Here is a 21,174-nt window from a genome sequence, read left to right on the forward strand (position 1 = left end):
AGGAGGACTTGGTTTTACCATGGGTATTTCGGGTTCGTGGATGTTATTTACAGGTTTAATTGGTGCTTGGTTAAGCGCTGTGTTCTTAATTCCTAAAGTTAGTGAATTGGGTCATCGATATAAGTTTTTTACCTTTCCACAAATATTCAATCATTTTTATAACGCTAAAGTAGCTTTATTGGCCGGAATTATTTCGGCAATTGGTTATGTTGGTTTTACGAGCTCTCAAGTTTTAGCAGGAGCCAAATTAGCCTCAGCTACCATTGAGGGTTTAGATTTACAATGGGCACTTGTAGTAATGGGAGCAATTGCCGTAGTTTATACAGCTGTTGGTGGTTTAAAAGCCGTAATTTATACCGATACTATTCAATGGATTATTCTAATTGTAGGATTGGTTTTTATTGGAATTCCAATAGCTTACAATGCTGTTGGTGGTTATGATGTAATTAAAGCAAGTTTAGCTCCCGAATATTTATCGTTAACAAATGTTTCGTGGCATCAATTATTAAATTGGTCTGTTACCATAATTCCTATTTGGTTTATAGGAATGACTTTATACCAACGTATATATGCCTGCAAAGACGAAAAAGAAGCAAAAAAAGCTTGGTTTATTGCTGGTTTATTTGAATGGCCAATAATGGCTTTTATGGGAGTTGTACTTGGAATGTTAGCTAAAGTTGCAGCAAACCAGGGTATGTTTGACGGCATTACAGATGCTTCTACAATGGATAGTGAAATGGGATTGCCAATTCTTTTGAGCACAATTTTGCCCGTTGGCTTGATGGGATTAATGCTTTCATCTTATTTTTCGGCAATACTGTCGACAGCTGATAGTTGTTTAATGGCTGCTTCCGGAAATATTGTTACTGATATTATCTCTAAATTTACTAAAAAAGAATTTTCTGAAAAGAAAATGCTGCAATTATCACAAATTGTTACTCTTTCTGTCGGTGTGTTTGCAATTCTTTTAGCTTCTCAAATGCAAAATGTTCTAGAACTAATGCTTTACTCCTATGCATTTATGGTTAGTGGTTTATTTGTACCTGTTCTTGGAGCTTTGTTTTGGAAAAAAAGCAACTCAATTGCTGCATTTTGGAGCATGCTATTAGGTGGTTCAACAACAATTGGATTAATTATCTCCAGCAACAAACTGCCGTTTAACTATGCATTGCCCCAACATCTCGATGCTAATATATTTGGAATAAGCATATCATTAATCACATTTATATTATTGTCTAATTACCACTATAAAAAAAAATCTAATGGAATTTAAAATCATTACTCCAGAGAGTGGAGAAAACAAAACATATACACACCAAGTAATTGCAACCTTTTTATTTACACATTTAGAACAATATGGTGACACAACAGAAGACATTCTCAAATGTATAAATTATGCCATGAATCCAGCTAAAGGTGGGTCTTTAATTGTAGGGTTAGAAAACAAACAAATTGTTGGTGTTGTTATTCTAAATAATACCGGCATGGGTGGGTTTATTCCTGAAAACATTTTGGTATACATAGCGGTTGACAACAGGCATCGTGGAAAAGGCTTTGGTAAAAAGCTAATGCAAAAAGCTATTGATACCGCAAAAGGAAATATAGCCTTACATGTGGAGCCCGATAATCCTGCAAAAGGGTTGTACGAAAAATTAGGCTTTACTAACAAGTATTTGGAAATGCGTTTAACTAAATAGTATATTTTGGAAGAACTTATTCAAATAAGACACAAATTACATAAATATCCCGAAGTATCTGGAAATGAGAAAGAAACCGCTAATCTTATAATTCGTTTTCTTTCGAAATATCCTCCAAATAAATTGATCACTAATATTGGTGGCGAAGGAATTTTGGCTCTTTACAACGGAAAAAAAACAGGAAAATCTATTTTATTTCGATGCGAATTAGATGCCTTACCTATTCAAGAAATTAATACGTTTAATTACAAATCTGTTTACGAAGGTGTTTCTCATAAATGCGGACATGACGGCCATATGGCTATTTTATGTGGATTGGGAAAAAAACTATACGAAAATCCTTTAAAAAAAGGAACGGTTATGCTTTTATTTCAACCATCTGAAGAAGATGGGAATGGTGCCAAAAGAGTTTTAAATGATTTTAAATTTAAAAACATAAAACCAGATTTTGTTTATTCATTACACAACTTACCTGGGTATAAAAAAAAACAAATTATAATTAAAAAAAACACATTCACCTGCTCAGTACATAGTATAATTATTAAATTAAGTGGAAAAACAGCTCATGCAGGTGAACCAGAAAACGGAATAAATCCAGCTTTAGCCCTAGCAGAAATCATCACTAAATTTAATTCAAAAATAAACACTGATTTGTCATCTAAAACCTACTGTCTCGTAACTCCTATTTATATTAATATGGGTGAAAAAGCTTATGGTGTTTCTGCAGGATTTGGAGAGGTTCATTTTACCGTTAGAAGTAACAGCAGTTTGCAAATGAAAATAATTGAATCAAATTTAGAAGAAAATGCAAATACAATTGCTTCAAAATACAGTTTAAAAACAGAAATTAATTGGACCGAATCATTTGAGGCCAATGAAAATAACATTGAAGCAGTAAGTCATATTAAAAAAGCTCTTACACATCTAAACCTTAATTTTTTAGAAAAAAAATTACCTTTTACTTTTGGAGAAGATTTTGGTCTTTTTACACAACACTTTAAAGGAGCCATGTTTGGTTTAGGTTCTGGAAAAAAAACACCTGCCTTACACAATCCTGACTATGATTTTCCTGATGAAATAATACCAACTGGCATACAGCTTTTCTATCAAATTACTAAAGAAATTATTGATGCATAAAAACTCGACTATAACACTAAGCCAAAAAGCACATAAAAACAACATTATTTTTCTTAGGAAAGTCTTTGGAAATAAAATAATTTTATCCTCTGTTGTAAAAGGAAATGCCTATGGACATGGCTTGGCTGAATTTGTTTCTATGGCTTACAACAATGGTATTAACCATTTTTCAGTTTTTGATGTTGAAGAAGCAAAAGTTGTTTTTAACACTTTAGACAAGAAAGCTACTATTATGATAATGGGATTTGTAGCAGATGACGATTTAGATTGGGTAATTAAAAACGATATAGAGTTTTACATTTTTGAAAGATATCGATTACTAAAGGCAACAAAAACAGCAAAAAAATTAAAGCAAAAAGCCATCATTCATATCGAAGTAGAAACAGGAATGAACAGAACAGGTTTTGAAATTAAAAATATTACAAAAGTTGCTCAGTATTTAATTAAAGAGAAAAATAACATACATTTTAAAGGACTTTGTACCCATTATGCAGGTGCAGAAAGCATCTCAAATTATTTTAGAGTTTCTAAACAAATTGAACTTTTTAATAAAGCTAATGAAATCATAACTTCCTGCGGAATTTCTCCAGAAATTAGACATACAGCATGTTCGGCAGCTTCAATTATGTTTCCCGAAACACGAATGGAATTAGTTAGAGTAGGAATTCTACAATATGGTTTATGGCCAAGTCCAGAAGTTTTAGTTAACTATTTGACTGCTAAAAAAACAAAAAAAAATCCTTTAGAACGGGTTATTTCATGGAAAACTGAAGTTATGAGCACAAAAAGGGTAAAGTCTGGCCAATTTATTGGCTATGGAACCAGCTATATGGCACATAATAAAATGAAAATTGCTACAATTCCAATAGGATACTCCCACGGCTACAGTCGCTCTTTAAGTAATCAAGGTCGGGTTTTAATCAACGGAGAACGCTGTGGTGTTGTAGGAACTGTAAATATGAATATGCTTACGGTTAATGTTACCGAAATTGATCACATTAAAAAAGGAGATGAAGTTGTTCTTATTGGAGATCAAAATAAACTATCTTTAAGCATAGCATCTTTTAGTGACATGAGTAACCAATTAAATTATGAATTACTAACCCGAATATCTAAAAACATACCTCGAAAAATTATAACATAATGGCATTTTTAAAACTATATAGCACAAAATTAAAAGAAAATTACACCTTTTTGGATACCATATTCAAAGAAAGAAACATAGACTGGGGTGTTGTAACCAAATTGCTTTGTGGCAACACAATTTACCTTAAAGAGCTTATTAATCTTGGGGTAACAGAAATGCACGATTCTAGAATTAGTAATCTAAGAAGAATAAAAAAGCTAAACCCTAACGTTCAAACGGTCTATATAAAACCACCATCCAAACGTAATATTGAAAAAATCGTTCAATTTGCAGATGTGAGTTTCAATACTGAAATTTATACTATTAAATTAATATCCGAAGAATCAAAACGACAAAACAAAACCCACAAGGTTATCATTATGATTGAAATGGGTGATTTAAGAGAAGGCGTTTTAGGTGAAGAACTAATGGTGTTTTATGAGCAGGTTTTTAGCTTACCCCATATTGAAATTCTTGGTATTGGAACAAATTTAAACTGCTTAAGTGGCGTTATGCCTACACAAGACAAACTGATTCAGTTGAGTTTATATAAGCAGTTAATTGAAGCTAAATTTTGCATAAAAATACCCTGGGTTTCTGGAGGAACTTCAGTGGCTATTCCTTTGATATTGAAAAATGCTCGACCCATGGCTGTCAATCATTTTAGAATAGGCGAAGCACTATTCTTTGGAAAAGATTTGTTTACTGGCGATACCATTGATGGAATGCACAACGATGTTTTTAAGTTATATGCTGAAATCATTGAAATTACCGAAAAACCAAATAATCCAACAGGAGAGTTAGGTGAAAATGTTGCAGGATCTACTTTTATAATAGAAGAAAATGTCGATTTGAGTGAAACTTCTTTACGAGCAATTTTAGATTTTGGATTATTAGATATGCAACCTCAATACCTTGCGCCTACTGATGAATCAATATCCATAATTGATTCTAGTTCAGACATGACTGTAATTGATATAAGTAATTCAAAAAACAATTATAAAGTAGGAGATTTAGTATCTTTTAACCTACAATACATGGGGGCTTTATATCTTTTAAACTCAGACTATATTGAAAAAATTGTGGAATAATCTTTTATATTAGAAGCTCAAAAGTTGTTTTCATATCAAAAATCCTCCTGCTTTCCTCTATAGTTTTGCTTGGCAAAAAAAGCCAATCAAAAGCTGTCGTTGCAATCAGGGCTAGGTTTTATAAGTAGTTTTCAAAATTAATTATAAATCTAAGATATTTTATAAAAATTTAAAATAAAAAAACAAAAGTTAACTTTGTTTTACTTTTAGTTAATTTTACTTGTCAATATGTAAAATACGGATTACATTTGAAATGAATTTAAAATCATTTCTTATGAAAACACGTTTTCTTTTTCCAAACCAATTCAAGATGATAGGTTGGATTTTATTTGTACCGAGTTTTATTTTTGCAATTCTAATCCCTCTTTTTGAATGGAATATTGAAAAATATTTTGAGTTTAGCGTTTTCGCATTTTACACAGATGATATCTTTAGAGAATCTTCCAATCACTTTTTCCAAATATTAAAAAATAGTTTGACAGATGAATTATTAACTTTTAGTCTAATTATTGGTGGTTTATTGATTGGTTTTTCTAAACTTAAAAATGAAGATGAATATATTTCCAAAATTAGGTATGAAAGTCTCGTTTGGTCAACCTATGTTAACTATGGATTAATACTCTTATTTACGGCATTTATGTATGGTTTTTCGTTTATGAATGTACTTATTTACAATACTTTTACTTTGCTCCTATTCTTTATCATTCGGTTTCATTACATGATCTACAAACTAAATAATACCAATCAAAATGACTAATAATTTAAAAGTATTACGAGCCATCAAAAATATTTCGCAAGAAGAGTTGGCAAAACAAATACAAGTCAGCAGACAAACCATAAACGCTATGGAAAAAGGAAAATATGTTCCTTCTACTCTGCTAGCTTTAAAATTAGCACGATATTTTGAAAAACCTGTAAAAGAAATATTTTCTTTAGAAGAAACAGATTAAAAAAAAAGACCTAACAGGTTTTTAAAACCTGTTAGGTCTACATCAAATTTAATATTAATTCTTGTTATTTCTTAAAAGCTTCTAAACCTTCATCTAACCAAGCTTTATAAGCAGACACATCTGGCGTATATCCAACTGGTATGTTTAAATTTTCTTCGTTATGATCCATTAAAATATAGTATGGTTGTATGTTCGCTTTGTATTTAGTTATTCCTAAATCACTCCATTTTTTTCCATAGGTGTTAATTTCTTTTCCAGTAGCATTGGTATATATTTTATCTAAAGGCAGTGGAGTTCTATCATCTACATATAAAGAAATCATGACAACATCATTTTTAATAATAGAAAGTATTTCTGGTTTAGCCCATACTAATTCTTCCATTCTTCGACAATTTACGCAGGTAACTCCTGTAAAATCAATCATTACAGGCTTGTTTATTTTCTTTGCATATGCCAATCCATCATCATAATTATGAAAAGCTATTATATTGTGAGGTCCATACTGCGCATGGTCTGGTAAAACAGTATTTGATGTTGTTGAAGTGTTTTTATATCCAACGCCTTGCGGACTTTCACTATAGCTCATTGGTGGTGGAAAACCACTTATAACATTTAAGGGTGCTCCCCATAATCCTGGAATTAAATAAATAGTAAAAGTTAATGTTAACAGACCTAATAACAATCTTCCTACAGAAATGTGTGATAATGGGCTGTCGTGTGGCAATGTAATTTTTCCAAATAAATATAAAGCCAAACTTCCAAAAATTGCAATCCAAATGGCTATAAATGTTTCTCTTTCTAATATATGCCAATCCATAACTAAATCTGCCATGGATAAAAACTTGAATGCTAATGCGAGTTCTATAAAACCAAACACAACTTTGACCGTATTTAACCATCCTCCTGATTTTGGCAAATTACCCAACATACTAGGAAATAAAGCAAATATCATAAATGGGAAAGCTAAACCTAACCCAAATCCAAACATTGCTATTGTGAGTAATGTTGCACCGCCATCTGATGACAAAACACCTCCAATTACTGCGCCTAAAGCAGGACCTGTACAAGAAAAAGACACAATTATCAACGTTAATGCCATAAAAAATATACCTGTAAAACCTCCTTTATTAGAAGCGTTATCAACTTTATTTGCTAACCTTGATGGAATTGTGATTTCAAAAGCTCCTAAAAATGATATAGCAAAAAGAACAAAAACAGTAAAGAAAAATATGTTTAAATAAGGGTTTGTTGATATTTCATAAAAAATATCAGGACTTAAACTTTGAAATATATGAAAAGGCAAGGAAATTAAAACATATATAATTACTATAAAAAAACCATACATTAAAGCATTTGTTCTTCCTTTAGACTTATCACCATTTGCGCTTTGTTTTAAAAAGAAACTAACCGTCATTGGGATCATTGGAAATACACAAGGAGTAAAAGTAACCAATATACCTGCAAGTAATGTGCCTAAAAACAACAACCAAAGATTTACTTTTTCTGGCTTATCATTTTTAACTTCACTTGTGTTTTGTACTGCTTTATCTTCATTTACTACCGATGCAATTTCATTCGAAGTTGTATCAGTACCTTGAGACACAATTTCTGGTGTTTTTAGTATTTCTTTTGAGGTGTCTGTTGCTGCTAAATCTGTTTTTTGAACTGTTTTTATTTGAGGTAACTTGAACGTAAAAGTCTTGTCTTGTTGAATGCATTGTTCTTTACATACTTGGTATTCAACATAAACTTTTACTTCTTTTAAATTGGAATTGGTTATCCTTATTACTTGTTTAAATTGAGCTTTTTTTGCAAAATAGTACTCCTCTACTTCAAAAATATCGTTGAATACTTTTTTATACGAACTTTCCTCAGTTGTTCCAACAAGCTTATAATTGCCCTGACTTTCTTTATATTCAAAAAAGGCCGGTAAAGCACCGCCTTCTGGAGTAAATTGAGAATACATATGCCACTCATCTTGAATGGTAGCATTCATAATTAATTCAAATTCAGTATCTGTTTTTTGAACGACTTGTGTTTTCCATTGTACGGGGTTTAATATTTGAGCATTTCCAACAAAGGAAACAAATAGTACTAAACTTAAAACTAATTTCTTCATTATAGTATTTCTAATTTTAATAATTTTTTTGTTGCATTATTTGCAATAAATCGCTCGTCGGCTCTGTGATTAATAATCCAAACAATTTTATCATTGGAACAAAGCAACCATTGATTTTGTTTATCTATCAAAGAAAATTTTTCATCTTTAAAATACTTGCTAATTTTCTTTTTTCCTTTCATTCCTGAAGGACAAAAATCGTCACCTTTTTCCCATTTACGAAGAATTAAAGGATAAACTATTTTTTCTTGATCTACAAATATAACAGAATTTGAAAGACTAGAGATTTTATCTGGCGAACTAAATGCGATTTTTAAGGGAAAATTAACGTATAAAGCCTCTTGCTCAATTTTATAATAGGTTTGATTTTCTTGATTATTTTTTTTTGAAATAATTAAAAAATTTCTATCTTTTAAAATAACATGTTTTTTAGAAAAAATTTGTTTGCCTGTTTGAGCCTTTACTAAGGCGTAAATATCTTCCCAAGCAGAAAATCCATAAGGCTTTAACCACTGAAAAAGATAAGCTTCATAATTTTTGAGTTGGGTTAATTTTAAAATGTCAATTTTTTTTTGATCAATTTGCTCAGTAACAATCTTTTTATAGATCATTTGAGAGGCATTTTCGACTAAAGATTGAGCTTGTTTTAAATTATTTAATGTGTTTTGAAACGAATGTATAAAATTTGGATTCAATTCTTTTAAAACAGGTACAACATCGTGACGCAATTTGTTTCTCAAATATTTTTTGGAGGCATTGCTAGAATCCTCTCTCCATTTTATATTGTTCTCTTTAGCAAATTGTAAAATTTCTTCTCTAGAAAATTTTAATAAAGGACGGATTACATGGTTGTTTTGAGCAGGAATTCCGGTTAAACCCTCCAAGCCAGTTCCTCGTGTTAGGTTTATTAAAAACGTTTCAATTTCATCATCTAAATGATGTGCGGTTAAAACAAAATTTAATTGTTTATCTGTTAATAATTCAGAAAACCAATCATAACGAAGTTTTCGAGCAGCTAATTGAATGGACATTTTTTGTTCAAATGCAAAACCATTTGTGTCAAATTTTTGAATAAAAACAGGAATTTTTAATGCTTTGCACGTATTTTTTACAAAATCTTCATCGGTATCACTTTCGGCATCACGTAAGCTAAAATTGCAATGAGCCACATATATATCAAAATTCAACTGATGAAACATATGCAACAAGACCATGCTGTCTATACCACCGCTAATGGCTAAAAGTAGTTTCTTTTTTTTTAAAAAAGAAAAATCGCTTACTAACTGCTTATGAAATTGACTTTGCATCCTCAAAAATAAGAATTATTTGTTTAACAACACTTCAAACATTGCTTTTGCTTTTAATAAACACTCTTCATATTCCTGTTCAGGATCAGATTTAGAAGTTATGGCACTTCCTACAGAAAAAGAAACATATTGATTTGTTGAATTATATAAAATACTACGAATAACAACATTGAAGTCAAAATCACCATTTGGATTAAAATAGCCCATTGCACCACTATACAAGCCTCTTTTAGTTTCTTCTAAATCTTCAATGATTTTCATTGCCGATATTTTGGGTGCACCGGTCATACTTCCCATTGGAAAAGTAGTTTTAATAATTTGTATGGGTGAGGTGGTGTTTTCAACTTCAGAAACTACTGTAGAAATCATTTGATGTACTTGCTTAAAGGTATTTACCTTGCATAACTCTTCAACCTCAACACTTCCCTTTGTTGCAGTATGTGATAAATCATTACGCACTAAGTCTACAATCATAATGTTTTCTGAACGTTCTTTTTCATTTGTAAACAAAGCTGTTTTCAATTGCACATCTGCATCTTTGTCAAAACTGCGTTTAGCTGTCCCTTTAATTGGTTGCGATATAACCTTACTGTCCGTTTTTTTTAAATAGCGTTCTGGTGAAGCTGAAATTAAAAAACATTTCTTGTTTTTAAAATAAACAGCAAAAGGGGGTTCTGAAATGGCATTAAGCTGATTATATATCTGATGAGGATTAATTATAACGTTTTTAGCAAAAAATTCCATACAAAAATTGGCTTCATAAATATTGCCAAGATGAATATGTTTCAATATTTTGGTGACTTTTTTTAAGTAATTTTCTTTAGAAATTCGTTGTTTTATATCTGGCAATGTATGATTAGTTATCGATAACGAGTAGTTAGCAACTTCGATCAAATCAAGTTCTACCTCATCATCACACAGGTTGAGATATTTAATTTCCAACTGATTTCCTTTAAGGAAAAACAGTTTTTTGGGTTGAAAAAAATATAAGTCTGGAAAATGCAATCCGTCATAATTATTTGATTCTAGCTCTTCAATATCGTTTTTTAAGTCATATGAAAGATAGCCAAACAACCAATCTTTTGTATGTGACTGATATTGAAATAAATCTTCAAAAGCATTTTTGTAATCTGTTTTTATGGCCGTAAAAGCATCTACAGCTAATACCATATCAAAATTCGAATATTTTGAAAGGTTACTGTACGCTACATTTGAATCTAAAAAAATAATTTCTCCAAACTGTTGAGCCCATTTTAGAAGTTGCTTTTTAAATTCAGAAGGATTGTCAATTTGTTTAAATATGGATGTTCTCAATGATTTTTATTTGAATTTCAAAATTACAATTTTCAATTCAATTATTTTATATCTTTATGCATTAACCTATAAAACTATTACATTATGAAAATAGCAGTTTTAATTGTTCGTATTCTTCTTGGATCTCTCTTAATTTTTGCATCTGTAGTCTACTTTTTTAATCTTGGCGAAGCTGAGGTTCAAACTGGAAACATGGCTACATTGATGACTGGTTTAGTCGCATCAAAATACATCATGCCGTTAGCAAAATCTATCGAATTAATTGCTGGCTTAAGTCTTTTAAGTGGCAAATTTATGAACATATCCTTACTTGTTTTATTGCCAATTACTGTAAATATTTTTTTAATGCATACCGTAACTACTTTCTCTGAAATTCCTGTAGCTGTATTTGTTTTAGGAGCTAATACTTTTTTAATTTTTGCACATTGGGATTCGTATAAAAATCTTTTTAAAGCATAATTTATTATTAATTAAATAAAAAAATCCAAATCTCAATTTGAATAATATTAAGATTTGGATTTTATGTGTTTTTAAAAGTTTTACTAAACGTGTAGTGGTCTATTATCTGTTGCTGATAAAGCCGCTTCTTTTATTGCTTCTGCAAATGTAGGGTGTGCATGACTCATGCGAGAAATATCTTCGGCACTTGCTCTAAATTCCATTGCTACAACAGCTTCTGCAATTAAATCAGCACAGCGAGCACCAATCATGTGCACGCCTAAAACCTCATCTGTTTTAGCATCTGCTAGTATTTTTACAAAACCGTCTAAGTCACCACCAGCTCTAGCTCTTCCTAGTGCTTTAAATGGAAAACTACCCGATTTGTATGCAACTCCTTCTGTTTTTAATTGCTCTCCTGTTTTTCCTACAGCAGCTACTTCTGGCCAAGTGTAAACCACCCCCGGAATTAGGTTGTAATTAATATGCGGTTTTTGTCCTGCCAAAATTTCAGCAACCATTGCACCTTCTTCTTCAGCTTTATGAGCCAACATAGCTCCACGAACAACATCACCTATAGCATAAATATTAGGAACGTTTGTTTGCAAGTGATCGTTAACGTCTACCATTCCCCTATCTGTAATTTTTACGCCAGCTTTTTCTGCATTTAATGCTGCAGTATATGGACGACGACCTACAGAAACTAATGCATAATCCCCTTCTAAAGAAATGATCTCACCTTTTACATTTTCAGCCTTTACGGTTACTTTATTTTCTATTCTTTCTACAGATTGTACTTTGTGAGAAACATAGAATTTCATGCCTTGTTTCTTTAAAACTTTTGTTAATTCTTTAGACAACGAACTATCCATACCTGGAATAATTCGATCCATGTATTCTACTACAGATACTTGTGATCCTAATCGTAAATAAACCTGACCTAGTTCTATACCAATAACTCCACCACCTATGATTACTAAGTGTTTAGGGATTTCAGGCAGCTTTAAAGCTTCTGTTGAAGTAATAATTCTTTCTTTATCTAAGGTGATAAAAGGCAAGTTAGATGGTTTTGAACCTGTAGCAATTATTATGTTTGTTGATTCAATAATTTCAAACGAACCATCATTTTTAGTAACTTTTACATGTGTTGCATCTTCAAAAGAACCTAATCCTTCAAAAACGGTAATTTTATTTTTATCCATTAAAAACTTAACACCACCTGTAGTTTGATCAACAATAGCTTGTTTTCTATCAATCATTTTTTGGAGGTTTACTTTTACTTCTCCTGAAACTTCAATTCCGTGATCTGCAAAGTGTTTTATATCATGATAATGATGAGAAGACGCCAACAATGCTTTTGAAGGTATACAACCTACATTAAGGCAAGTTCCTCCTAAAGTTGCGTATTTTTCAACTATTGCAGTTTTAAACCCTAACTGGGCACAACGAATTGCTGAAACATACCCACCAGGACCCGAACCTATAATTAACACATCAAACTGACTCATATATCTATTTTTTTTGTTTATCTTTTATTATGCAAAATTACAAATAAATTTAGTTTTGAATTTAAAATTTTTAAATTAATCCCAATCTTCTGCCACAAAAATAAGATCTCCATTTGTTTTTGTTTTTAAATACAGTTTATGCCCTTGAATTTTATATGATTCAATAGAGTTTACAATATTTAAAAATTCAGATTCAATATCATGATCTTCACAATACATATATGTTGTTCTGCCAAGACCAAATTCTATTTTATTATTGGATGAAAGGATATATCTAAATCCAAGATCATTACAACCCATTTTAGCTGAAGAATTTTCCTTATTAGTTAAATCTAAATAACAATTTTTATCCATTATTTTTTGTTTTTGAAAATCTTTAAACTGAATCAACATCCATTTGGTATGTATGCTAGGGTTCCTTTTTTCTACTTTTGTTTTGCAAGAAATTATAGTCAAACATATGAAAAGGCTTATATATTTTTTCATTTTTTATTATTTTATATTGGTTTTAGTATTTAACACCATTAATTCTAAACAAAATCAATGCCAAAAATTATACCCTAAAAATCGATGAGTTCTTTATTTCTCCAATCATAAAAACACTCTGAGTACTTCCTATTCGTTGCAGTGTTGTTAATTTGGTTAACATAAATTGACGATACTCTTCCATATCTTTTACATAAATTTTTAATACATAATCATAATCACCACTTACATGAAAACACTCTAAAACTTCTTCTAATTGTACTACTTCTTTTTCAAAAGTAGTAACACTTTCTACATTGTGCTGAATTAATTTTACATTACACAATACCATAAAACCTTTGTTGATTTTATTTTTATCTAAAATTGTAATATATTTTGAAATGATTCCTTCCCGTTCTAGTTTTTTTATCCGTTCATAAACGGCAGTTACTGATAGGTGTAATTTCAATGACAATTCTTTTGTAGTCATTTTTGAATTTTGCTGAAGGTATGTTAGAAGGTTTTTATCGATTAAGTCCATTTTTTTTAGGTGTGTATGTTTTAGATTATGTACTGTTCCTATTACTTTTAATTTTTATCTGTCTTACAAATTTACTAGAATTATTTAACCTAAACACTATTGTTAGATTTATTTTCATTAATCATCTATTATTTATGTAAAAAAAACTAAATAAAACCATATATGTTGACAAATTAATTAGTATTTCTCAACTTTGAATAAAATTGAACTAATTTACAAATACTATAAAACCGATATTATGAATAATTTCAACCCTGCCGACAACATTCAAGATTTACAGTATTTTGGCGAATTTGGAGGTGTAAATCCATCTATTTCAGATTCATCAACCTACACGTTTTTATCAGCAAAAACAATGTTTGATACTTTTGAAGGTAATGCCGAAGGATGTTACCTATATTCCAGACACTCAACTCCGAGTAATTTATACCTAGACAGAGCACTTGCTGCAATGGAAGGAACAGAATCAGCAAATGTTGCTTCTTCTGGCATGGGTGCTATCACTCCTACTCTTTTGCAACTATGTGGTAACGGTGATCACATTGTTTCAAGCAGAACAATTTATGGTGGTACATATGCTTTTTTGAAAAATTTTGCTCCAAGAATGGGCATTCAAACAACATTTGTTAACATAACAAATTTAGATTTAGTGGAAGCAGCTATTACACCAAATACAAAAGTATTGTATTGTGAAACGGTTAGTAACCCTTTATTAGAAGTAGCTGATTTGGCAAACCTTTCTAAAATCGCTAAAAAACATAATTTAAAACTAATAGTAGATAATACATTTTCGCCATTATCGATTTCACCAATTAAATTAGGAGCTGATATTGTAATTCATTCTTTAACAAAGTACATCAATGGGAGTAGCGACACGGTTGGAGGTGTTGTTTGTGCTTCAGAAGAATTTATTAATGATTTAAAAAATGTAAATTCTGGTGCAAGTATGTTATTAGGCCCTACAATGGATAGCTTAAGGTCTGCAAGTGTTATGAAAAACTTAAGAACACTTCATTTACGCATCAAACAACACAGTTTTAATGCCGCCTATTTAGCTGAAAAATTTGAACAAGATGGTCTCAAAACAGTTTACCCAGGGTTAAAAAGTCACCCTAGTCATGAAATTTATAAAAACATGATTAATCCTGAATATGGGTTTGGTGGAATGCTAACTGTTGATGCGGGGTCACTGGAAAAAGCAAACGCTTTAATGGAACTGATGCAAGAAAGAAATTTAGGATATTTAGCTGTGAGTTTAGGCTTTTATAAAACCTTGTTTAGTGCTCCAGGAACTTCAACTTCATCTGAAATTTCAATTGAAGAACAATTGGAAATGGGATTAACAGATGGATTAATCCGTTTCTCTATAGGTTTAGATAATAATATTGAAAGAACGTATCAAATGATGAAAACATGCATGAAAGAACTTTCTATTATTTAATTTTTTATACAAAAACTGAATCAATCCGATTATTATAATAGTAATCGGATTTTTTTTATCTTTGAAATAAAAAAATGAAGAAAATAGTCTTTTTAATTCTACTAATTACTCAAAATATAACAGCTCAAACCGATAGTCGAATTTACGACATTATAAATAGTGTTTCGGCAAATAGAATTAAATCAGACATTACTACTTTAGTCAATTTTGGAACTCGAAACACTTTCAGTGATACCCTATCAGACATAAGAGGAATAGGAGCTGCCAGAAGGTGGATAAAATCAGAGTTTGAAAACATTTCAAAAAATTGTAATAATTGTTTAGACGTTTTTTATCAAAAAGATTTTGTAACAACAAACGATGGTGAACGAGTTTCAAAAGACACTTGGATTGTAAATGTCGTTGCTGTTCAAAAAGGAACTAAATATCCAAATCGTTTTATTATTATGACGGGTGATATCGACAGTAGAAATTCTGACACAATGGATTTTACGACAGATGCGCCGGGTGCAAATGATAATGCTTCTGGAATGTCAGGAACTATAGAAGCAGCAAGAGTTTTGTCAAAATATCAGTTTAAAAATAGTGTTATTTATTTAGGTCTATCAGGAGAAGAACAAGGCTTATTTGGAGGAAAAGGATTTGCTGCTTTTGCTAAAAACAAAGGTTGGGAAATTATTGGAGTTTTAAACAATGACATGATCGGTAATATAGAAGGTGTTGATGGAGTAATTGACAACAGAACATTTAGAATATTTTCTGAACCTACACCTGCTAATGAATCTGAAAAAAATCGGAATTTAAGACGTTTTTATGGTGGCGAAGTAGATGGAAACTCGAGGCAATTAGCACGATATATTGAAAAAATAACTCGAATTTACATGCCCGAAATGAATCCTATGATGGTGTATAGACTAGACCGATTTGGTCGTGGTGGACATCACAGACCTTTTAATGATTTAGGTTTTGCTGGCGTTCGAATAATGGAAGCTCATGAAAACTACAACAGACAACATCAAAACATTAGGAAAGAAAACGGAATTCAATATGGCGATGTGTTGGAAGGAGTAAATTTTGAATACACAAAGAAACTTACTAGCGTAAATGCCATTACCTTAGCTAGTTTAGCATGGGCACCACCAGCTCCAACAAATGTTCAAATTGGAGGAATAGTTGAGCCAAGTGTAAAATTAAAATGGGATGAAATAGATGATAAAACAACGACCGGTTATAAAATATATTGGAGACTAACGACTTCATCTCAATGGGAGTACAGCAAGTTTGTAGGAAAAGTATTTGACTATATTTTAGAAGGAATTGTTATAGATAATTATTATTTTGGGGTAGCTTCAGTTGATGTTGATGGACATGAGAGTGAAATTATATTTCCTTCAACTACTATTAAAACAACTTTTAAAAGAAAATAAAAAAATGTAAATCGAAATCTTACAAATAAAATTTGTCTAAAAAATTACTAAGCAATTTTTTTATATATTGCAAGATCAAAATAAATATTTCATGGATACAAAAATAATAAAAAATAAAGAGCTAAACATATGGGAAGCATTAATTCCTGTATGCTTTTTAATGATTTTACTTGCTTATAATATATTTTTTGCAGATGGAGAATTATTTGGCACCTATTCAAACCAAATAATTTTATTATTATCTGGTGGTGTTTCTTTGATTATGGGACTTTTTAATAAAGTAAAAGTTAGATCCATGATTGATGAAATTTGGATTAATATAAAAAGCATATTTGTTCCGATTATTATATTATTATTAGTTGGAGCATTAGCAGGCACATGGCTAATTAGCGGCATTATACCTGCTATGATTTATTACGGATTACAAGTATTGAGTCCGTCTATTTTTCTTCCAGCATCTGTCATCATCGCTTCAATTATATCTATTGCAACAGGTAGCTCATGGACAACCTCTGCAACTGTAGGTATAGCATTAATAGGTATTGGAACTACTTTAGGAATTCCTGCAGGGATGATTGCAGGTGCAGTTATATCTGGCGCATACTTTGGTGATAAAATGTCTCCATTAAGCGATACCACAAATTTAGCCCCAGCAATGGCTGGAACTGATTTATTTACACATATAAAATACATGGCATATACAACAGTTCCAACTTATATTGTTACATTAATAGTGTTTTCAATTCTCAGTTTAACTATCCAAACAAATGGAACTGCCAATATAAATAGCATCTTAGAAACCATAAAAAACACATTTGTTATAACACCCTATTTATTTTTAGTGCCTATTTTAGTTATTGTATTAATTGTTTTTAAAACAAAACCCTTAATTGCATTAACATCTGGAGTTGTTTCTGCAATAGTTTTTGCGCTTTATTTTCAACCAGAGCTTATCAATTCGTTAGGAGCCTCTAAATTTAAAACAATTCTGAACGCAATTTTTACAGAAACCTCAATTATAACAAATAATACCTCTTTGAATGATCTATTCAGTTCAAAAGGAATGGGTGGAATGTTATGGACTATTTTATTAATTCTTTCGGCAATGGTTTTTGGAGGAATTATGGATGCTATAGGAGCTTTGTCTCGTATAACAGCAGTTTTACTGTCTTTTGCATCTTCAGTTTTTGGTCTTTTTGCAACTACAGTTATAAGTTGTTTAGGTCTAAATATTGTGGCCTCTGATCAATATTTAGCCTTGGTTATTCCGGGTAAAATGTTCAAAAAAGCGTTTGAAGAAAAAGGATTAGCTCCTGAAAATTTGAGCAGAACTCTTGAAGATTCTGGCACTGTAACATCGGTATTAATCCCTTGGAATACATGTGGAGCTTATCAAAGCAGTGTTTTAGGTGTAGATGTAGGTGACTATTTTATATATGCTATATTTAACTGGCTCAGTCCAATTACAACCTTAATTTTTGCTGCTTTTAACATCAAAATAAGACAATTAATAAAAAAATAAATGGCCTGTAATATAAGGAGTTCCCCAGAAAAAAACTTTTTTATTTAATTTCGGCACTTAATCCAGCATCTAACAAAGATGAACATAAGGGTTTAAGTTCTTCATAACTCCCTGTTTTAACGGTGCATCTGCCTTTGTAATGAACTAATATGGCACATTGTTCAGCCTGTTCTTTTGTATGTTTACATACCTGTATTAAAGTATCTATAACATGGTCAAAAGTATTTACGTCGTCGTTGTAAAGAACAATTTCATTGTTTAATCCAATTTCTTCAAGAACATCAACGTTTTCTTGTATTTTTTCTTTAGTACCCATTTTTTTAAATAAGAATTAGGTAATTTAATTTACGTATTTTAAAGAAATCCAGTTATTACTTTCTAATTTTTTAACAAATGTTAATCCTTTGCTTGTGCATGATTCATCAATAGATGAAAAATCTTCATTATAAAATCCACTAAACAAAATTATCCCTTTTAAGTTTAAACAGTCTGCATAAGTTTGCATGTCGTTTAGTAAAATGTTTCGATTGATATTCGCAATAATTAAATCGTATTTTTTACCTTTTAACAAAGCAGCATCACCTTCATAAACCGTTATGTGTTTACAGTTGTTTCGCTCTGCATTTTCGATAGCATTTAAATAACACCAGTTATCTATATCAATAGCATCTATAGGATTTGCCCCTTTTTTATCGGCTAAAATTGCTAAAATTGCTGTACCACATCCCATATCTAATGTTTTTAAATTGGCAACATCGATCTCTAATAAATGCTGTATCATCATGTGGGTAGTTTCGTGATGACCTGTTCCAAAACTCATTTTTGGTTCAATTATAATGTCATATGCAGCATTTGTTATTTCATGAAAAGGAGCTCTCACATGACATTTACCGTCAACATCAATGGGTTTAAAGTTTTTTTCCCATTCTTCATTCCAATTTACTTGTTCTATTTCTTCAAAAGTATATGTAATTTTAAATTCATCATTCGAAAGAATTGCAATGTCATGCAATATTGTTTCATTCCATAAATCCATTTTTACAAATGCAGACAAACCCTTTTCTGATTCCAAAAAACTTTCAAAAGCGGTATCCCCTAATTGTGCCATTAAAATTTCACTACCCAGCTCTTTAGGTTCAATACTAAAATCATACCCTATATAATTGTTTGACATTTTTTTTTGCAAATATAAGTAATGCATTTGTTTTTTTGTGAAAACTTTATAATTTGTTGTTATCAACAAAAGTATTTGATATGTATATTTAACGAAATTGTTTTTATGAAAAGTTCATTCATTATAATTATACTAGTTACGTTATTGTCTAGTTTTCAAAATAAAGCTCAAGAGAAAACACCTTCAAAAACATCCAATAACTCAAAAATCGCTTTAGAAAACATATATCAATTTAAGGTCATAAATTTAGAAGGCGGTTTATTTGACTTTTCTACCTTAAAAGGAAAGAAAATTATGATTGTAAATACTGCATCGGAATGCGGTTTAACGTTTCAATATAAAGATTTACAGGCTCTTTATGAAAAATATAAAAATAAAAATTTTGTAATTGTTGGTTTTCCAACAAATAACTTTGGTTCTCAAGAGCCAGGAACAAACAAAGAAATTGCTGCTTTTTGTTACAAAAATTATGGCGTAAGTTTTCCTATGATGTCAAAAATATCAATCAAAGGAAAAAATATGCATGAAATTTATCAGTTTTTAACCCAAAAAAACAAAAACGGATTAAAAGACAATACAGTGGAATGGAATTTTCAAAAATACCTCATCAATGAAAAAGGCTATTTAGAAAAAGTAATAAATCCCAGCATATTACCTACTGACAAGTCAATAATTGAATGGATTGAAAAATAGATTAATGTATAATTTTAAAAAACACTAAACTACAGCGTTTGTAATAAACAATAGTGTTTATACTTATACCTTTATTTCTCTTTAATATTCTTTATATTTTACTATAAATCATTCATTAGCATACTTAAAACGAGTGAAAATTATTTTTAACACATAAAAAATGAGTTTCATCTGAAAAAATTGACACTTTATCAGAAAATATTCATTATATTCGTTTTGTTTTTATTTATTTACATTATTGTATCGTTTATGTAAATCATGTTTTATATATTTGTCGATATTATACGTTTTGATGTATAATATCGAACATAATATTAAAAAAATAAACATGACGAAGACAACACAAAAAAAAATTCTAAATTCATTATTTATTATAATGATTTGCTCAAGTAAATTATTTGCTCAAGGTGATGGAACTGGAGAGCCGAATGGAGGTCCTTCAGCACCTATTAACAACTATTTAATTCCATTTATCATTATGTCAATAGTTTCTTGTGCCCTATATTTTTTTTACTATTGTAAAAAAACGAATAAATTAAATTAATAAATAAATAAGATGAAAAAAAATACTTTTAATTTAAAAAAGATGAAATTTTATTTTACAATTTTATCATTAGTTTTGTTGTCTTTCTCTGTTAGCGGACAAGTACAACAAAATGGTACTTTGTACATTGGTGACACCGGAATTGTATATATAGGTACTTTATCGTCACCTTATACTTTTGGTCCTGCAGCAAGTATGGTGGAGTCTACAACTACTCGAACAGCTTCTTATGGAAGATTGTATTTTCCTGCTGGATCAACATCTATAGGAGCTGTTGATGCACATAATTTAAATGGCTATGTCACAACAGTTGGTAATGCCGATTTTATAATGCCTATTGGTTCTGGCACGGTATATGCTCCTTTAAGGGTGCAACCACTAGATATATCAAAAGAAATTGACGGTGCTTATGTTGCTTTAGCCCCAACAGGGACGGTTGATTCATCAACTTTAAATGCAATTTCAACTGTTGAATATTGGGATATGCCTAATAGTGCAGATGCAGGTGCAAAAATAACTTTATCATGGAGATCAGCCAGTGATTTATTAAACATGCCGGTTTTAGGTGGTGGGGCTACTACTGCTATTTCAGATATTGTTATTGCAGGATACAACACAAGTTCAAATAAATGGGAACGTATTGAATCTGTCGTTGATGGTCAAAATTATTTTGATAATTC

General features: G+C 30.7%; 22 protein-coding genes. 14 read left to right on the forward strand and 8 right to left on the reverse strand.

The features are described 5' to 3' along the window. The 7 genes from AABM47_RS05325 to AABM47_RS05355 all read left to right on the forward strand — a co-directional run. Window positions 1–1,273 (forward strand): sodium:solute symporter family protein (locus tag AABM47_RS05325; protein ID WP_338409892.1); only part of this gene is annotated, 1,273 nt, incomplete at its 5' end. Further along, window positions 1,263–1,697, forward strand: a complete 435-nt coding sequence (locus tag AABM47_RS05330) for a GNAT family N-acetyltransferase (RefSeq protein ID WP_338409893.1) — start codon at window positions 1,263–1,265, stop codon at window positions 1,695–1,697. The genes AABM47_RS05325 and AABM47_RS05330, both read left to right, overlap by 11 nt. Window positions 1,698–1,703: 6 nt before the next feature. Next, the gene (locus AABM47_RS05335; RefSeq protein ID WP_338409894.1) at window positions 1,704–2,834 is read left to right on the forward strand and encodes an amidohydrolase; all 1,131 of its coding nucleotides are present in this window, start codon (window positions 1,704–1,706) and stop codon (window positions 2,832–2,834) included. Then, window positions 2,827–3,978 (forward strand): alanine racemase, encoded by a 1,152-nt coding sequence (gene alr, locus AABM47_RS05340; protein ID WP_338409895.1) that lies wholly within the window; start codon window positions 2,827–2,829, stop codon window positions 3,976–3,978. The genes AABM47_RS05335 and alr overlap by 8 nt, the downstream gene beginning before the upstream one ends. Then, complete coding sequence (locus tag AABM47_RS05345) at window positions 3,978–5,051, forward strand: alanine/ornithine racemase family PLP-dependent enzyme (protein ID WP_338409896.1); 1,074 nt, start codon at window positions 3,978–3,980, stop codon at window positions 5,049–5,051. The genes alr and AABM47_RS05345 overlap by 1 nt, the downstream gene beginning before the upstream one ends. 274 nt (window positions 5,052–5,325) lie before the next feature. Continuing rightward, window positions 5,326–5,808, forward strand: coding sequence for a hypothetical protein (locus AABM47_RS05350; protein WP_338409897.1), 483 nt, complete (start codon window positions 5,326–5,328; stop codon window positions 5,806–5,808). Beyond that, entirely contained in the window at window positions 5,801–6,001 is a 201-nt protein-coding gene (locus AABM47_RS05355; RefSeq protein WP_338409898.1) for a helix-turn-helix transcriptional regulator, read from the forward strand. The genes AABM47_RS05350 and AABM47_RS05355 overlap by 8 nt, the downstream gene beginning before the upstream one ends. Window positions 6,002–6,065: 64 nt before the next feature. Here the strand turns inward: AABM47_RS05355 and AABM47_RS05360 are convergent, their stop codons facing one another. Genes AABM47_RS05360 through AABM47_RS05370 form a run of 3 tightly spaced genes read right to left on the reverse strand, consistent with a single transcriptional unit; the run spans window position 6,066 to window position 10,741 of the window. Then, a complete protein-coding gene (locus tag AABM47_RS05360; RefSeq protein ID WP_338409899.1) occupies window positions 6,066–8,120 on the reverse strand; it encodes a cytochrome c biogenesis protein CcdA in 2,055 nt (684 codons plus the stop codon). Next, the gene (tilS, locus tag AABM47_RS05365) at window positions 8,120–9,427 is read right to left on the reverse strand and encodes a tRNA lysidine(34) synthetase TilS (protein ID WP_338409900.1); all 1,308 of its coding nucleotides are present in this window, start codon (window positions 9,425–9,427) and stop codon (window positions 8,120–8,122) included. Before tilS ends, AABM47_RS05360 begins: the two co-directional genes overlap by 1 nt. 15 nt (window positions 9,428–9,442) lie before the next feature. Beyond that, entirely contained in the window at window positions 9,443–10,741 is a 1,299-nt protein-coding gene (locus AABM47_RS05370) for an anthranilate synthase component I family protein (protein WP_338409901.1), read from the reverse strand. 84 nt (window positions 10,742–10,825) lie between these two features. Here AABM47_RS05370 and AABM47_RS05375 point away from each other — a divergent pair, with 84 nt between their 5' ends. Beyond that, the gene (locus AABM47_RS05375) at window positions 10,826–11,200 is read left to right on the forward strand and encodes a DoxX family protein (RefSeq protein ID WP_338409902.1); all 375 of its coding nucleotides are present in this window, start codon (window positions 10,826–10,828) and stop codon (window positions 11,198–11,200) included. A gap of 83 nt (window positions 11,201–11,283) precedes the next feature. Here the strand turns inward: AABM47_RS05375 and lpdA are convergent, their stop codons facing one another. The 3 genes from lpdA to AABM47_RS05390 all read right to left on the reverse strand — a co-directional run bounded on the left by lpdA (window position 11,284) and on the right by AABM47_RS05390 (window position 13,693). Next, window positions 11,284–12,687 carry a dihydrolipoyl dehydrogenase gene (gene lpdA / locus AABM47_RS05380; RefSeq protein WP_338409903.1) on the reverse strand — a complete coding sequence of 468 codons (1,404 nt, stop codon included), beginning with the start codon at window positions 12,685–12,687 and terminating at the stop codon, window positions 11,284–11,286. 75 nt (window positions 12,688–12,762) lie between these two features. Next, complete coding sequence (locus tag AABM47_RS05385) at window positions 12,763–13,173, reverse strand: META domain-containing protein (RefSeq protein WP_338409904.1); 411 nt, start codon at window positions 13,171–13,173, stop codon at window positions 12,763–12,765. Window positions 13,174–13,240: 67 nt separating this feature from the next. Further along, the gene (locus AABM47_RS05390; protein ID WP_338409905.1) at window positions 13,241–13,693 is read right to left on the reverse strand and encodes an Lrp/AsnC family transcriptional regulator; all 453 of its coding nucleotides are present in this window, start codon (window positions 13,691–13,693) and stop codon (window positions 13,241–13,243) included. A gap of 238 nt (window positions 13,694–13,931) precedes the next feature. Here AABM47_RS05390 and AABM47_RS05395 point away from each other — a divergent pair, with 238 nt between their 5' ends. The 3 genes from AABM47_RS05395 (at window position 13,932) to AABM47_RS05405 (ending at window position 18,083) form a co-directional block, all read left to right on the forward strand. After that, a complete protein-coding gene (locus AABM47_RS05395) occupies window positions 13,932–15,134 on the forward strand; it encodes an aminotransferase class I/II-fold pyridoxal phosphate-dependent enzyme (RefSeq protein ID WP_338409906.1) in 1,203 nt (400 codons plus the stop codon). A gap of 74 nt (window positions 15,135–15,208) precedes the next feature. After that, a complete protein-coding gene (locus AABM47_RS05400) occupies window positions 15,209–16,561 on the forward strand; it encodes a M28 family metallopeptidase (protein ID WP_338409907.1) in 1,353 nt (450 codons plus the stop codon). A 91-nt stretch (window positions 16,562–16,652) separates the two neighbouring features. Further along, window positions 16,653–18,083 carry a Na+/H+ antiporter NhaC family protein gene (locus tag AABM47_RS05405; protein ID WP_338409908.1) on the forward strand — a complete coding sequence of 477 codons (1,431 nt, stop codon included), beginning with the start codon at window positions 16,653–16,655 and terminating at the stop codon, window positions 18,081–18,083. Between the two features lie 40 nt (window positions 18,084–18,123). Here the strand turns inward: AABM47_RS05405 and AABM47_RS05410 are convergent, their stop codons facing one another. Continuing rightward, entirely contained in the window at window positions 18,124–18,399 is a 276-nt protein-coding gene (locus tag AABM47_RS05410) for an ATP-dependent Clp protease adaptor ClpS (protein WP_338409909.1), read from the reverse strand. 24 nt (window positions 18,400–18,423) lie between these two features. After that, on the reverse strand, window positions 18,424–19,257 hold the full coding sequence (prmA, locus tag AABM47_RS05415) for a 50S ribosomal protein L11 methyltransferase (RefSeq protein ID WP_338409910.1): 834 nt from the start codon (window positions 19,255–19,257) through the stop codon (window positions 18,424–18,426). Window positions 19,258–19,362: 105 nt separating this feature from the next. Between prmA and AABM47_RS05420 the strand changes: the two genes are divergently transcribed. The 3 genes from AABM47_RS05420 to AABM47_RS05430 all read left to right on the forward strand — a co-directional run. Beyond that, on the forward strand, window positions 19,363–19,950 hold the full coding sequence (locus AABM47_RS05420; protein WP_338409911.1) for a glutathione peroxidase: 588 nt from the start codon (window positions 19,363–19,365) through the stop codon (window positions 19,948–19,950). 328 nt (window positions 19,951–20,278) lie between these two features. Next, window positions 20,279–20,494, forward strand: coding sequence for a hypothetical protein (locus AABM47_RS05425; protein ID WP_338409912.1), 216 nt, complete (start codon window positions 20,279–20,281; stop codon window positions 20,492–20,494). A gap of 12 nt (window positions 20,495–20,506) precedes the next feature. After that, a partial coding sequence (locus tag AABM47_RS05430; RefSeq protein WP_338409913.1) for a hypothetical protein occupies window positions 20,507–21,174 on the forward strand: 668 nt, incomplete at its 3' end.

It is taken from the genome of uncultured Flavobacterium sp. (genome assembly GCF_963925415.1).
In the GTDB taxonomy this organism is placed as follows: Bacteria; Bacteroidota; Bacteroidia; order Flavobacteriales; family Flavobacteriaceae; genus Flavobacterium.

Coding starts and splice junctions, on each gene's coding strand:
- AABM47_RS05330 (WP_338409893.1), top strand. CDS start 1,263: ATGGAATTTAAAATCATTACTCCAGAGAGTGGAGAAAACAAAACATAT.
- alr (WP_338409895.1), top strand. CDS start 2,827: ATGCATAAAAACTCGACTATAACACTAAGCCAAAAAGCACATAAAAAC.
- AABM47_RS05345 (WP_338409896.1), top strand. CDS start 3,978: ATGGCATTTTTAAAACTATATAGCACAAAATTAAAAGAAAATTACACC.
- AABM47_RS05350 (WP_338409897.1), top strand. CDS start 5,326: ATGAAAACACGTTTTCTTTTTCCAAACCAATTCAAGATGATAGGTTGG.
- AABM47_RS05355 (WP_338409898.1), top strand. CDS start 5,801: ATGACTAATAATTTAAAAGTATTACGAGCCATCAAAAATATTTCGCAA.
- AABM47_RS05360 (WP_338409899.1), bottom strand. CDS start 8,120: ATGAAGAAATTAGTTTTAAGTTTAGTACTATTTGTTTCCTTTGTTGGA.
- tilS (WP_338409900.1), bottom strand. CDS start 9,427: ATGCAAAGTCAATTTCATAAGCAGTTAGTAAGCGATTTTTCTTTTTTA.
- AABM47_RS05375 (WP_338409902.1), top strand. CDS start 10,826: ATGAAAATAGCAGTTTTAATTGTTCGTATTCTTCTTGGATCTCTCTTA.
- lpdA (WP_338409903.1), bottom strand. CDS start 12,687: ATGAGTCAGTTTGATGTGTTAATTATAGGTTCGGGTCCTGGTGGGTAT.
- AABM47_RS05385 (WP_338409904.1), bottom strand. CDS start 13,173: ATGAAAAAATATATAAGCCTTTTCATATGTTTGACTATAATTTCTTGC.
- AABM47_RS05390 (WP_338409905.1), bottom strand. CDS start 13,693: ATGGACTTAATCGATAAAAACCTTCTAACATACCTTCAGCAAAATTCA.
- AABM47_RS05395 (WP_338409906.1), top strand. CDS start 13,932: ATGAATAATTTCAACCCTGCCGACAACATTCAAGATTTACAGTATTTT.
- AABM47_RS05400 (WP_338409907.1), top strand. CDS start 15,209: ATGAAGAAAATAGTCTTTTTAATTCTACTAATTACTCAAAATATAACA.
- AABM47_RS05405 (WP_338409908.1), top strand. CDS start 16,653: ATGGATACAAAAATAATAAAAAATAAAGAGCTAAACATATGGGAAGCA.
- AABM47_RS05410 (WP_338409909.1), bottom strand. CDS start 18,399: ATGGGTACTAAAGAAAAAATACAAGAAAACGTTGATGTTCTTGAAGAA.
- prmA (WP_338409910.1), bottom strand. CDS start 19,257: ATGTCAAACAATTATATAGGGTATGATTTTAGTATTGAACCTAAAGAG.
- AABM47_RS05420 (WP_338409911.1), top strand. CDS start 19,363: ATGAAAAGTTCATTCATTATAATTATACTAGTTACGTTATTGTCTAGT.
- AABM47_RS05425 (WP_338409912.1), top strand. CDS start 20,279: ATGACGAAGACAACACAAAAAAAAATTCTAAATTCATTATTTATTATA.